An 11,695-nucleotide genomic window follows, 5' to 3' on the forward strand; every position below is an offset into this window, starting at 1 on the left:
CGCGAGGCTCAATTCACGTGGTTGCGTTTGGCCAGGTCGACCATTTCGACCAGCGACTCGGTCTTGAGTTTTTCGCCGATTCGGCCGCGGTAAGTACTGATGGTCTTGGCGCTGAGGTTCATGGCTGTCCCTATGTACTTGTTGTTTTCTCCCCGCGCGAGCCTGCGCAAGACTTCCATTTCCCGGTTCGACAGGCTGTTGAGCCGTACCGTTTCCGATGCCAGGGTGTTGCTGTTCACCGACATCTGCGGAAACGTCGAATAACCTTTGACCAGTGCCTTGAGCGCAAACAACAGGGCATCGAGGTCTTCGTCCTTGTTGACGAAAGCCGCGATCCCGGCATCCAGGCAGCGACGAACATAGAGGTCGGAGGACTGCCCAGTGAGTACCATGATTTTTGGCGCAGGATCGAGCAATTGCAAACGCTTGATCACCTCCATGCCATCCAGGCCTGGTAGCCCAATATCGAGAATCACCACTTTTGGGGCAAGCTGGCGTGCCATCTGTACGGCTTCGATGCCATTACCCGACTCGCCAACGACATCAAAGCGTTCGCGTTCGAGCAGGATGCGCACGGCAAGGCGAACTGTGGGGTGATCATCGACCATCAGTACGGTGGTCATGGGAAAACTCCTGTACGAAGTAATGTTCGTTCCTGACGTTATCCAGGAATGGGTCTGTAGGGCCAATCTGGCTGCAGGCACGATACGTCCATCAGAAAGCTTTGATAATGGCGAGTATAGGCGCGTTGAAAAAGCCGCCACTGGTTGGTGAAAAGTCTTACAAAAAAGCGGCACGTGGGGCGGCGACGCCGCTCGCGGGCCGGTATGGGGTGAGGATGCTCAGGTAGAGCGCAGACAAGCTGGGTGAGGTTTGTTCACGCGTTGCGTGGAGGCGGGATTGTTGATCAGCGCAGTGCCGACCCGCGTCGGGCGTTGCCGCAATTGTCCTGCGCAATTCGGGCACTGTCCCTGCAGATGGTGCTCGGCGCAGTGGCGACAGAAGGTGCATTCGAACGAGCAGATCAACGCGTCAAGGGTATCGGGGGGCAAATCGGTATCGCAACATTCGCAATTGGGGCGTAGCTCGAGCATGGCGCAACTCCGGTACGGACAGTGATGCGCCAGTGTCGGCCGCTGGACGCTGGCTGGCAATCCTCAGTCGCCGGGGCGATACAGGTGGGCGTGGCCGGCGCGGTACAAGGCCGAGTCGGCAAATGGCGCATCGCCTAGCACGTGGCCGACGAGAATCAGCGCAGTGCGTCGGAAGCCTTTGTCGGCAACAGCGTCGACGATATCGGCGAGGCGGCCCCTGACCCAGTCCTGGTCGGGCCAGGTTGCGCGGTGGATCACTGCCACCGGGCAATCTGCCCCGTAGTGCGGCAGCAGCTCGTCGACGATGCGCGGTAGATGGCGTACCCCCAGGTGGATGGCCAAGGTACTGCGGTGGCGCGCCAGGTCCGCCAGCTGCTCGCCTGCCGGCATCGGTGAGCGGTCGCCGTAGCGGGTCAGGATGACGGTCTGCGAGATGTCCGGCAGCGTCAGTTCGCAGCCGAGCAGGGCGGCGCTGGCGGCCGTGGCGGTAACGCCAGGAATGATCTGGTAGTCGATGCCCTGTTCGCGCAGGTGGCGAATCTGCTCGCCGATGGCGCCATACAGGCTGGGGTCGCCGCTGTGTACCCGGGCGACATCCAGCCCCTTTTCATGGGCGTCGCGGATGGCGGCGATGATCTGCTCGAGGTGCAGTTCGGCGCTGTTGATCACGGTACTGGCCGTGTGGCCTTCAAGTACCGCGGGCGGTACCAGTGAGCCGGCGTAGATGATCACCGGGCATTGGCGGATCAGGCGTTGGCCCTTGACCGTGATCAGCTCCGGGTCGCCGGGGCCGGCACCGATGAAATAGACCGTCATGGCAAGTCCTTGAAACGTGAAATGAAAAGCGATTATCCGTTGCTGGCCAGGGCAAGGGTAGCGTCACCGAGCACCTGTCGAGTGACTGTCAGGATCGGCGAGCGCTGACCCTCGTCAGCCAGTGCCAGCGCTGCGCTCTCTGCCACTCCCCAACAGCCTGTGGCGTTGAAGGCCATTTCGGAGCGGTGGCTGAGGAGGGGCAGGAAAGGGTGCAGTTGCTGGGCGCTGTACAGCGTCAGGGGCAGGCCGAGTTGCTCGGCCAGTTGCCGAAGGCCGGGCTCCTGGGCCTTGAGATCGATGCTGGCGATACCGCGCAAGGCGGCCAGCGGCAGGCCGTTGTCGGCCAGCGTACGGTGCAGCAGGGTTTCCAGAACCGCCGCCGGGCAACCCCGGCGGCAGCCGAAACCGACGAACAGCGCGGCCATCAGGCCTGCGCGGAGCGACGGTAGAGCCAGGCGCTCAGCAGGCCCAATGCAACCCAGAAAGCTGCGTTGGTCAGCCAGGAGGCAACCTTGAACTGTGCTTCCAGCGCTTCGGGTGCCAGGCTTTCATGCACCAGTGGCTGAGGGGCGCCGATCAGGTGTGGCACGACCAGCAGCGCTGCGCCGAGCACCTTCAGCAGCCAGTGGCGCGCGAAGACCAGCAACGCCAGGCCCACCGCAGTGGCGGCGGCGGTGCCGATCCACCAGGTCTGGCGTTGGCCCAGATCGGCAGCGGCGGTGCCAGGCAGTTCAGGCGGAAGGCCCAGGGTCGGTGCCAGGCAGAACACGGCGAAGCCGCCCAGGCCCCACAACGCGCCAGTACTGACCCGACCAGGTTCGCGCAGGCTGTAGAGTGCGGCGAGAATCAGCGCGAAACCGACTGCCACCACCAGATTACCGCCGGTGGTCGACAGCACACGCTGCCAGCCGTCTTCCGGCGACCAGGCTTCTGCGTCGTGCTCATGGCCTGCGGCGCTTTCAGCGGTGTGCTCATGCTGCTCGGTGGGGGCCGCGCTTTCATAGGTTTCGGCCTGCAGGATCAAGGGCGCGACCCAGAAACTCTGCACCAGCGTCAGCAAAAGTGCGGCGAGCAGGCCACTGAAGCCTGCAGTTCGAGCGATACGCTTGATCATTGTCGGGCACTCAGTGGCAAGGGAAGGCAGCGCTGTGGCGGGTATCGTGGGCAGCGTTGTGAACCGCCTCGAGATGGGAGAACCCGGCGAAGTACACCAGGCACAGGCCCAGCAGGCTGGCGCCGACCGCAACGACGAGGCGCTGGCTGAGGCTGACGGGGGTGGCGATGCTGTGTTTGGCGCTGGTGACGGACATGACGCATTCCTCTGCTTTTTTTCATGGGCGACAGGAAGCGCGGCAACCCCAGGCGAGAACCGCCCAGGGACATGCAACAGCGCCCGCCCACCGCGGGGTGTGATCACAAGACGTCGGGCCGGTCTCCGGGCTGACGAGCAGGAGCATGGCTCCTGGGGAGAGCGTCACCTTCCCATGCCGAACTGCGGACACAGTGGATCAGACGCTCGCTCGCTTACCGTTGCGGGGGCAGCACCGGACTTGTCAGGCCCATAAAGAGCCATTGACGCACCGGTTTCCCGTTTCACCCCTGCAAGGGGCACCCTACGTAATGCATTAGGAGATCACGGCCATGCTTTGGTCGTCAATTCTTGTTACGAATCGCGCAGGCGTAGCGACTGGAAATCATCAACCTGCCTTGCACGTCGCACTTTTTGGCGTTCAGGGGCTCTATGCATGGCCAGGCTGTGCCGATTTCCGGCCCGGCCGCTGACCCTGGACCCCGGTGCAGATGCCTGTTCCTGCCTATCGCCGCCGTGCCCGCCTGTCGCTGGTGGGTGTCTTGATCGCCCTGTGCGCGTGCACCGGGCAGCAGGGGCGCGACGTATTCACCCAGTTAGGCAATGGTCATCCCAGCGAGTTGTTCCAGACCAGTGTCGACCGCATGGCGACCTTGTCCATGCGCGACAACCTGCAGAGCCTGTATCTGCTGATGAACAAGCTCTACCTGCGCAACCCCAATCAGTGGAAGCAGTCCGGCTATCTGGATGCGGCCACCGCCGAGCGCCAGATCCGCCAGGCCATCGAGCAGCGCCAGCCATTGCCGCAACTGGGCGAGCGCCGTGACCTGGCGGCGCTGAGCTACGCCTTGAGCCCGGAGTTTCGTGGAGATCGAGTCGGGGCGTTCATCTATGCCATCGGCAGCATGTTGATTACCGCCCACGGTGGGCGCACCGAGTTCTACATGACCGATGCGATTGATCCACTGTTCGTCAATAACGCCGCGCGCAACATCGAAAAGGCTACCTGGATGCTCAGTCAGCGCCAGGACGCCAATGGTGTGTTGCTACTGTTTTCCAACGAAATCTCGGAGGAGGGCAGCAACCTCAGCTTTGCCGTCGAATTCGGCAAGATCGTGGCGCGCCTCGATCTGCTGGCGCAGATGCTGGATGAGCGTTATCGACGGATCGGCCTCAATTACGCGCAGAGCCTGTTATTGATGAATTTCCTGCCGGTGCAGTGATCGTTACCCGTGGTTTCACAGCAATGCTTCGATCGCGCGTCGATAGCGCTGGCCGGCCAGGCTCATGCTGTTGTTGTGGCTCGCTCCCGGCACCAGGAGCAAGGTCTTGGGCTGTTGGGCCGCCTCGAACAGCGCCTCGCTGAAGCGGGGGGGCACATACCGATCATCCAGGCCATGCACCAGCAGCAGCGGCAAACCGATATCGGCGATCTTGCCCAGCGAGTCGAATTTCTGCGACAGCAGCCAGCGCACCGGCAGTGTGGTATCGGCCACTGATGCCGCCGCGTCGCCAAGGGAGGTGAAGGTGGATTCGAGAATCAGGCCGCGCGCAGGTACAGGCTTACCTTGCTGGCGTGCCTGGCGTGCGAGCTCCGAGGCAAGCTCCACAGCGACCGCACCGCCCAGCGAATGGCCGAAGATCAGGCGCTTGCCCGGCACCGGCTGCAACTGGGCGAAGCGCTCCCAGGCAATTCGGGCGTCCTCGTAAACCGTGGCTTCGGACGGCAGGTCGCCTCGGCTCTGGCCAAAACCGCGGTAGTCCACGGCCAACACCGAATAGCCCATGGCGTGCAACTGCTCGATGCGGAACATCTGGCCGGTGAGGTTCCAGCGTACGCCGTGCAGGTAGAGTATCGCCGGCGCATCGGCGCGTTTGGCCGGCCACCACCAGGCATGCAGGCTCTGGTCGTCGGTGAAGTTGCGCGGGCGCAGGTCCAGTTCCTGTACGTCGGCAGGCAGGCCCCTGAACCAACTGGCCTGGCCCGGCTCGATACGAAACACCAGTTCGCGCTCCTTGTGCTGCAAGACCGCGCAGCCCGCGGGCAGGCCCACCACCAGCAGGGCCATGGCCAGCCACATGAGCCAGCGGCGTTTGAAGTGAGTGAGCAGGGTGTCGGTCATGGGTGTCATCAGGCTGCTGGGAATCGTCGTTTTTAGCAGAAGCCATGGCCTCGCTGCAGGCAATTTTTCCCGAGCGGTGCTGACACATGTTTGCAAGCTGTTTCCCCGGTGCCATCGAGGGGCTCTGCACGCTTGCCGCCGCGGGCGCCGAGGGGTAGGTTTCCCTGACCCTGCCGATGGAAGACTCACCTTGGACTCGATTACCCAAGCCGTACTCGGTGCCGCCCTGCAAGGTACGGTGCTCGGTCGCATCCAGGGCCGCCGTTCGCTGCTGTATGGCGCCGCGCTGGCCACCTTGCCCGATCTCGATGTGGTGATCCGGTATGCGGACCCCGTTTCGCAGATGACCTATCACCGTGGTTTTTCCCACTCGATCTTCGTCCTTACCGGTCTGGCGCTGCTGCTGGCGTGGCTGGTGGCCTGGGTTGGGCAAAGGCGCTGGCCCGACAAGGGATACCGTTGGCCCCGGTTGTTCGTGGCGTTCTGGCTGGTGCTGGTCACCCACCCTCTGCTGGACGCGTTCACGGTCTATGGCACGCAATTGTTCTGGCCGCTGCCGCTCATTCCCGAAAGCTGGGCGGCGGTGTTCATCATCGATCCGGTCTACACCGTGCCACTGCTGGTCGCTGTGATCTATGCCGCGTGGCGAGGGCTGAGCGGCAAGGCGATACCCCTGATGACAGCAGCCCTGGTGTTCAGCACGGCGTATCTGGGCTTTGGGCTGGCCGGGCGCATGGCGGTCGAGCAGCGTTTCCAGGAGGCCTTGGGCCGCCAGGGCGTTGCGGTCGATCACCTGCGTGCAGTGCCCATGGCCTTCAACAGCCTGGTCTGGCGGGTGCTGGCCAAGACAGCGGATGGTCATTACTACGAGGGCGTGAGCAGTGTGTTCGACCGCGAACCGCCCGAGATGCAGCGCCTGTCGCTGAACCTGGAGGCCGCCAAGGTGCTCGAGGGCGTCGAGCTGCACGAGCGGCTGCGCTGGTTCACCGATGACTGGCTGCGTTATGACGTGGTGGGCGATGTACTGGTGGTAACCGACCTGCGCATGGGCATTCCCGGTAACTACACCTTCCGTTTCAGCATGGCTCACCGCGACAGCCAGGGACAGTGGGTGGTCGATACCCCGGCGAACTGGCGTGGCGGTGCCGCGATGTTCAACGGCCATGACCTGGGGCTGATCTGGCGTCGTATCCTCCAGCAGCAGCCTCCGCTGCCCCTGGCGGCCTGGACCACACGCTACCTGAACCCCTCGGCGCAATCCGAGGTGGGGCACTGAACGGCCGCTCGAGCGGGCTCGACCTGGTCAAGTGGACGGCGATCCTGAGCATGGTCGCCGATCATTTGCGCTACCTGTGGCCCAGTGCCGACGGGTTGTTCGTGATCGGGCGACTGGCCTTTCCACTGTTCTGCCTGGTCATCGCCTGTCATGTCGCGCGCGGCCAGCCAGGCGTGCTGTACACCGCCGCCAACGCTCGCTACCTGAGCTGGATGCTGGCCTTCTCGATACTTGCCGAAGGCCCGTACCGGTGGCTGGACAATGGCTCGCATACGCTCAACGTCATGCCCACCCTGACCCTTGGCCTGCTGGTCGCCTGGGGGGTGAGGCACCCGCAGCCTGCTGCGCGCATTGTCGGGCTCGGTAGTGCCGGGCTGGCGCTGGTTTTCAGTGATCGACTGATGTACGGCTTGCCGGGGGTATTGCTGCCGGCGGCCTGCCTGGTGCTGTGGTCGCGAGGTTGGCCGGGATGGCTGCTGCCCTGCCTGTTGGCAATGGGCGCCAACCTGACCAACAGTTGGTTGCGGGCACATCCCTGGCAGCCTTTTTCCCTGCTGGTGCTGGCCACAGCTGCAATGGCGGTGCCATTGGGTTTGCGGATGCTGGCATACCAGGGGGCGTCCATCGTGCCTGTAGGGCGCTGGGCCTACGGGTTCTATCCCTTGCACTTGATGGCGATCAAGGCCTTGCAATACCTGGATCTGCCCCCATCCTAGGGAGCCTCGGATATCCAGGAACAGTCCCATGGAACCCAACCGCTTCGGCGACATCGCAGCCTTCGTCAGTGCCGTGAAGGCCGGCAGCTTCACTGCAGCCGCCGCGAGCCTGGGCCTGACCCGCTCGGCGGTGGGCAAGAGCATCGCACGCCTCGAATCGCGCATGGCGGTACGCCTGCTCAACCGCACCACGCGCAAACTGAGCCTGACCGATGAAGGCCAAGTGGCGTTCGAACGCTGGCGGCAGATCCTCGAAGACCTGGACGAAGTCGAGACCACCATGGCCCAGCGCCGCGGACGACCGACAGGCACCCTGCGCCTGACGGCGCCGCTGTCGTTCGGCCAGCGTCACGTGCTGCCGATCCTGGATGTCTACCTCAAGCAATGGCCGGAACTGCGCGCCGATATTCGCTTCACTGACCGTTTCGTCGATCTGGTGGAGGAGGGGGTGGACGTTGCCGTGCGCATCGGTGCGCCCAAGGAGGACTCGCAACTGCTGACGCGTACCGTGGCGTGGCAGCAGTTCGTCACCTGCGCTGCGCCCGAGTACCTGCAGCGCCATGGTGTGCCCCAGGTGCCGGCAGACCTCTATGGGCACGACAAGATTGCTTTTCTGGCGGGCGAGAAGGCCAGCCCCTGGCGTTTCCACACCGATGAAGGGCTGCACCTGTGCGAAGAGCCCGGGCGCTTGAACATCGACAGCTCCGAGGCCATGCTCGATGGCGCCCGCGCCGGTTTCGGGCTTATCCATCTACCCACCTACATCACCGGCAACGACTTGCGCGCCGGAACGCTGGTCGAAGTGCTCGCAGGTTTCCGGCCGCCGGCCGACCCGATTCGTATCGTCTACCCCAGCAAGCGCCACTTGTCGCCGCGGGTGCGAGGCTTCATCGACCTGCTGGTCGCCCGGTGGGAGCACGGAGTGCCGTGGGAACACTGATTGGGGAATGGAGGGACCGGGTGTAGGGCCCGCCTTGCGGTTTATCGCTCAGGCGTGGCCCGGGACACTGTGCAGTCATACCCGTCACGACTTATGGAGACGCCATGACTGCGTTGTCTGTCCTGGACCTGGTCATGATCGGCGAGGGCAAGACCCTGGCCGATGCGATCGAGGAATCCCGCCAACTGGCACGTCACGTCGAGCAGCACGGTTACGCTCGATACTGGATCGCCGAACACCATGACATGCCCGGCATCGGCTCTGCCGCCACCGCGCTGGTAATCAACGAGATCGCCAATGCCACGCGGCATATTCGCGTGGGTGCCGGTGGCATCATGCTGCCCAATCATGCCCCGCTGGTGGTTGCCGAGCAGTTCGGTACGCTTGATACCTTGCATCCGGGGCGCATCGACCTGGGGCTGGGACGTGCCCCAGGCAGTTCCGGGCCGACCGTACGTGCGTTGCGCGGCGTCGCGCCCGAGCGTGACTTTGGCCAGGATATTGCCGAGCTGCGCGACTACCTGGCCGACAACGGCCAGCGATCGGTGCGCGGGGTGCCGGGCAAGCACGAGGTGCCGGTGTGGATATTGGGCTCCAGCCTGTTCGGTGCCGACCTTGCGGCCCGGCTCGGCTTGCCTTATGCCTTCGCCTCTCATTTCGCCCCGCGCTACCTGTTGCAGGCCATCGCCCATTACCGCGCGAACTTCCAACCCTCGGCGCAACTGGCCAAGCCCTACGTCATGGTGGGCATGAATCTGTTCGCTGCAGCCAGCGATGCCGAAGCCGATTACCTCGCCAGCTCGCACCGCAAATGGATGCTCGATCTGCATGTCGGACGTCATGGCCTGCTGCCCTTGCCGCAGGAAGGTTATGTCCAGGGTTTGCCGGGCCATGAACGAGCGGTGCTGGAGCAGGTGATGGCCTGTACCGTAGTCGGTGGACCGCAGCGGGTGAGGGCTGGGTTGCGCGCACTGATCGAACAGACTGGCGCCGATGAGTTGATGATCGATTGCCGGATCCATGACCCGTTGGCGCGCCTGCGCTCTCACGCGTATGCGGCGCAGGCCCTTGCCGACCTGAACTGAACGGGGTGGCAGGCGCCAAAGCACGGCCTGCCATTGCCCGCCTTCACTGTGCGTCTTTCCAGCCCCCGCCCAGCGCGGCATAGAGGTTCACCTCTGCCAGCAGTTGCGCCAGCCGGTCGTTGATCAACCCCTGCTGAGCGCTGAACAGCGAGCGCTGGGCGTCGAGAAAGGTCAGGCTGCTGTCCACGCCAATGCGGTAGCGGTTGCGGGCCAGGTCGTAGTAACGCTGGGTAGAGGCTACCAGGTCGCGTTGGGCCACCAGTTGCCGCTCATACGTGGCGCGCGCGGCCAGACCGTCAGACACCTCCTGGAACGCGCCTTGAATCGATTTCTCGTACCGGGCGACCTCGATTTCCTTTTGCAGGCGTGCATAGTCCAGGCTGGCCCGCAGGCTGCCGGCGGTGAACAGTGGCAGGTTGATCTGCGGCTGGAACAACCAGGTTCCGGTGCCGCCGTCGAACAGCCCGGACAACTCGCGACTGCTACTGCCAGCGTTGGCGGTCAGGCTGATACTGGGGAAGAATGCCGCCCGTGCAGCACCGATGTCGGCATTGGCGGCGCGCAACTGGTATTCGGCTTCGAGGATGTCCGGGCGACGCTGCAGCAGTGCCGAGGGCAGGCCGGCTGGCAAACCGACGATCTGTGGCGAGGCCAGCGGCAAGCTGGGCGTGCGCTCATCGAGGGGCGCGCCGACCAGCAGGGTCAGCTGGTTGATATCCTGGGCAACCTGGCGCTGGTAGCGCGCTACTGCAGCACGGGCGGTGTCGACGCTGGTCTGCGCCTGGATCTGCTGCAATGCCGACGCAGTGCCGGCGCGGCGCTGACCTTGGGTCAGGCGCAGGCTTTCCTGGTCGGCGATCAGGGTCTGGCGTGACAGTTCGAGCAGTTCCAGGTCGGCACGCCAGGTCATGTAGCTGCTGGCCACGCTGGTCACCAACCCCAGTTGCACACTGCGTCGGGCCTGTTCGCTGGCGAGGTAGGTCAGCAAGGCCTTGTCGCTCAGGCTGCGCAGGCGGCCGAACAGGTCAAGCTCATAAGCGCTCACCCCGAGCGTGGCGGCGTAGGTCTGGGTAATGGCGCCGTCACCGGTTCCGGTCATGCGCCGCGGCAGGTACTGACGCTGGCCCTTGGCGTCGGCGGAGACCTTGGGCAGCAACTCCGAGCGTTGGATACGAAACTGCGCGCGATAGGCTTCGACGTTGAGCGCTGCCACGCGCAGATCGCGGTTGTTGAGCAATGCGTTTTCGATCAATTGGCGCAGCAACGGATCCTGGAACACCTCGTGCCAGTCGTCGTGCTGATGGTCGGGCGTCATCTCGCTCTGGGTGGTCTCCCCCAAGGGAAATTCAGGGGCGACAGGCAGGGCGGGGCGTTGATAGTCGGGGGCCAGGGTGCAGCCGGTCAGCAACACCGCCAACAAGGCAGCAGAGTATTTGGGCATCGCGGGTTCTCTGGGGTCAGGCACCGGCCATCCATCTGGCCAGGCCGTGGCGGCCACTGACGCCAAGCTTGGCGGTGGCGCGTTTGAGGTAGGTTTCCACTGAGCTGTTCTTCACATTCAGGCGTTGGGCCATTTCCGGCACGGTGCCGCCGGTGAGCAGCCCCAGGCAGACTTCCTGCTCGCGACTCGACAGTTGCACCGCTTCCTGGGCCAGTCGCTCGCCGAAGCCGTGGCGCAACGCATCGGGCATCGCCGCGCCTTCGCCCTGGCCGGGCACCGGGTGTTGTGCATGGTGTTCGAGCAAGGGCAACAGGGTGTCGGAGAGGCGCTTGAGCAGCGACAGTTCGCCGAGGGAAAAGGCTGTCTGGCTGGGCAGGCGATGGAAGCAGATGACCCAACGGCGGTCGCCATTGCATGACACCAGGTTGCACTGGTGCGCGCTGGGTTGCGGGTTGCCGGTGACATGCGGCGCCCTGACCTGAATGAGCAGGGGGTCCTTCATCTGCAGAATGTTCTGCAACAGCGGGTGATTGGGCTGATCAGGCGGAGGAAACTCCTGGGCCAGCCCTGCGCCGCCCAGCACCTTGACCCGGGTGACGCCGGTCTGTCGGGCATCCAGGGTCCACTCGCTCAGGTCGAGCCGGTGAATCGGCACGAGGCTGTCGACCAATTGGAGCATGCGCTCGGCAAAATGAACCTCGCCGGTGCTGGCGATCAGTTCTCCCAGTTGCAGGTAGAGGCGCGCGTCGTGGTGATGTTCGAGGCTGCGGGTCAGCTTCATGTCCTGTTCATCCTTGAGTCGGGTACTGCGCAGGCGGGTGGCGACTGGGCTCACGCCTTGGCCGGTCGAGGGTGCGCTATTCAAGCCCGGGCCCGGCGCCTGCGTCTGTAGTGG

General features: G+C 64.1%; 14 protein-coding genes and 1 riboswitch. Of the genes, 5 read left to right on the forward strand and 9 right to left on the reverse strand.

The annotated features are described in order from the left end of the window. Nucleotides 1-8 precede the first annotated feature (8 nt). The 6 genes from ACPZMI_RS24910 to ACPZMI_RS24935 all read right to left on the reverse strand — a co-directional run bounded on the left by ACPZMI_RS24910 (nt 9) and on the right by ACPZMI_RS24935 (nt 3,220). Nucleotides 9-623, reverse strand: coding sequence for a response regulator transcription factor (locus tag ACPZMI_RS24910; RefSeq protein ID WP_186665040.1), 615 nt, complete (start codon nt 621-623; stop codon nt 9-11). A gap of 219 nt (nt 624-842) precedes the next feature. Beyond that, on the reverse strand, nt 843-1,094 hold the full coding sequence (locus ACPZMI_RS24915) for a DUF1272 domain-containing protein (RefSeq protein WP_186719214.1): 252 nt from the start codon (nt 1,092-1,094) through the stop codon (nt 843-845). A gap of 63 nt (nt 1,095-1,157) precedes the next feature. Beyond that, on the reverse strand, nt 1,158-1,910 hold the full coding sequence (gene cobM, locus ACPZMI_RS24920; RefSeq protein ID WP_186665036.1) for a precorrin-4 C(11)-methyltransferase: 753 nt from the start codon (nt 1,908-1,910) through the stop codon (nt 1,158-1,160). Between the two features lie 32 nt (nt 1,911-1,942). Beyond that, nucleotides 1,943-2,335, reverse strand: coding sequence for a cobalamin biosynthesis protein (locus ACPZMI_RS24925; protein WP_288376726.1), 393 nt, complete (start codon nt 2,333-2,335; stop codon nt 1,943-1,945). Continuing rightward, complete coding sequence (locus ACPZMI_RS24930) at nt 2,335-3,024, reverse strand: CbtA family protein (RefSeq protein ID WP_426353249.1); 690 nt, start codon at nt 3,022-3,024, stop codon at nt 2,335-2,337. The genes ACPZMI_RS24925 and ACPZMI_RS24930 overlap by 1 nt, the downstream gene beginning before the upstream one ends. Nucleotides 3,025-3,034: 10 nt before the next feature. Beyond that, complete coding sequence (locus ACPZMI_RS24935) at nt 3,035-3,220, reverse strand: CbtB domain-containing protein (RefSeq protein WP_063545029.1); 186 nt, start codon at nt 3,218-3,220, stop codon at nt 3,035-3,037. Between the two features lie 99 nt (nt 3,221-3,319). After that, nucleotides 3,320-3,541: riboswitch (cobalamin riboswitch) on the reverse strand. Between the two features lie 169 nt (nt 3,542-3,710). Between ACPZMI_RS24935 and ACPZMI_RS24940 the strand changes: the two genes are divergently transcribed. After that, a complete protein-coding gene (locus tag ACPZMI_RS24940) occupies nt 3,711-4,442 on the forward strand; it encodes a hypothetical protein (RefSeq protein ID WP_288376723.1) in 732 nt (243 codons plus the stop codon). Between the two features lie 15 nt (nt 4,443-4,457). Here the strand turns inward: ACPZMI_RS24940 and ACPZMI_RS24945 are convergent, their stop codons facing one another. Further along, complete coding sequence (locus ACPZMI_RS24945) at nt 4,458-5,342, reverse strand: alpha/beta hydrolase (RefSeq protein ID WP_186665029.1); 885 nt, start codon at nt 5,340-5,342, stop codon at nt 4,458-4,460. Between the two features lie 190 nt (nt 5,343-5,532). On the opposite strand from ACPZMI_RS24945, the gene ACPZMI_RS24950 reads away from it, so the two are divergent. From ACPZMI_RS24950 to ACPZMI_RS24965, 4 genes are all read left to right on the forward strand, one after another. Further along, the gene (locus ACPZMI_RS24950; protein ID WP_426353250.1) at nt 5,533-6,618 is read left to right on the forward strand and encodes a metal-dependent hydrolase; all 1,086 of its coding nucleotides are present in this window, start codon (nt 5,533-5,535) and stop codon (nt 6,616-6,618) included. A 23-nt stretch (nt 6,619-6,641) separates the two neighbouring features. Further along, nucleotides 6,642-7,334: a TraX family protein gene (locus tag ACPZMI_RS24955; protein WP_426353294.1), complete on the forward strand. Its 693-nt coding sequence runs from the start codon at nt 6,642-6,644 to the stop codon at nt 7,332-7,334. A gap of 28 nt (nt 7,335-7,362) precedes the next feature. Beyond that, nucleotides 7,363-8,274: a LysR family transcriptional regulator gene (locus tag ACPZMI_RS24960; RefSeq protein ID WP_186665023.1), complete on the forward strand. Its 912-nt coding sequence runs from the start codon at nt 7,363-7,365 to the stop codon at nt 8,272-8,274. Nucleotides 8,275-8,378: 104 nt separating this feature from the next. Next, nucleotides 8,379-9,359 (forward strand): LLM class flavin-dependent oxidoreductase, encoded by a 981-nt coding sequence (locus ACPZMI_RS24965; RefSeq protein WP_186719219.1) that lies wholly within the window; start codon nt 8,379-8,381, stop codon nt 9,357-9,359. Nucleotides 9,360-9,402: 43 nt separating this feature from the next. Here ACPZMI_RS24965 and ACPZMI_RS24970 read toward each other — a convergent pair whose 3' ends face one another. Further along, entirely contained in the window at nt 9,403-10,800 is a 1,398-nt protein-coding gene (locus ACPZMI_RS24970; RefSeq protein WP_426353251.1) for an efflux transporter outer membrane subunit, read from the reverse strand. 16 nt (nt 10,801-10,816) lie between these two features. Then, entirely contained in the window at nt 10,817-11,581 is a 765-nt protein-coding gene (locus ACPZMI_RS24975) for a helix-turn-helix transcriptional regulator (RefSeq protein ID WP_426353295.1), read from the reverse strand. Between the last annotated feature and the right edge of the window lie 114 nt (nt 11,582-11,695).

Origin of the sequence: Pseudomonas wayambapalatensis (assembly GCF_049942315.1) — a bacterium.
GTDB lineage: Bacteria > Pseudomonadota > Gammaproteobacteria > Pseudomonadales > Pseudomonadaceae > Aquipseudomonas > Aquipseudomonas wayambapalatensis.

Bases quoted from the DNA above. Each gene is read 5' to 3' on its own strand.
- ACPZMI_RS24910 (WP_186665040.1), bottom strand. From the start codon at position 623: ATGACCACCGTACTGATGGTCGATGATCACCCCACAGTTCGCCTTGCC.
- ACPZMI_RS24915 (WP_186719214.1), bottom strand. From the start codon at position 1,094: ATGCTCGAGCTACGCCCCAATTGCGAATGTTGCGATACCGATTTGCCC.
- cobM (WP_186665036.1), bottom strand. From the start codon at position 1,910: ATGACGGTCTATTTCATCGGTGCCGGCCCCGGCGACCCGGAGCTGATC.
- ACPZMI_RS24925 (WP_288376726.1), bottom strand. From the start codon at position 2,335: ATGGCCGCGCTGTTCGTCGGTTTCGGCTGCCGCCGGGGTTGCCCGGCG.
- ACPZMI_RS24930 (WP_426353249.1), bottom strand. From the start codon at position 3,024: ATGATCAAGCGTATCGCTCGAACTGCAGGCTTCAGTGGCCTGCTCGCC.
- ACPZMI_RS24935 (WP_063545029.1), bottom strand. From the start codon at position 3,220: ATGTCCGTCACCAGCGCCAAACACAGCATCGCCACCCCCGTCAGCCTC.
- ACPZMI_RS24940 (WP_288376723.1), top strand. From the start codon at position 3,711: ATGCCTGTTCCTGCCTATCGCCGCCGTGCCCGCCTGTCGCTGGTGGGT.
- ACPZMI_RS24945 (WP_186665029.1), bottom strand. From the start codon at position 5,342: ATGACCGACACCCTGCTCACTCACTTCAAACGCCGCTGGCTCATGTGG.
- ACPZMI_RS24960 (WP_186665023.1), top strand. From the start codon at position 7,363: ATGGAACCCAACCGCTTCGGCGACATCGCAGCCTTCGTCAGTGCCGTG.
- ACPZMI_RS24965 (WP_186719219.1), top strand. From the start codon at position 8,379: ATGACTGCGTTGTCTGTCCTGGACCTGGTCATGATCGGCGAGGGCAAG.
- ACPZMI_RS24970 (WP_426353251.1), bottom strand. From the start codon at position 10,800: ATGCCCAAATACTCTGCTGCCTTGTTGGCGGTGTTGCTGACCGGCTGC.
- ACPZMI_RS24975 (WP_426353295.1), bottom strand. From the start codon at position 11,581: ATGAAGCTGACCCGCAGCCTCGAACATCACCACGACGCGCGCCTCTAC.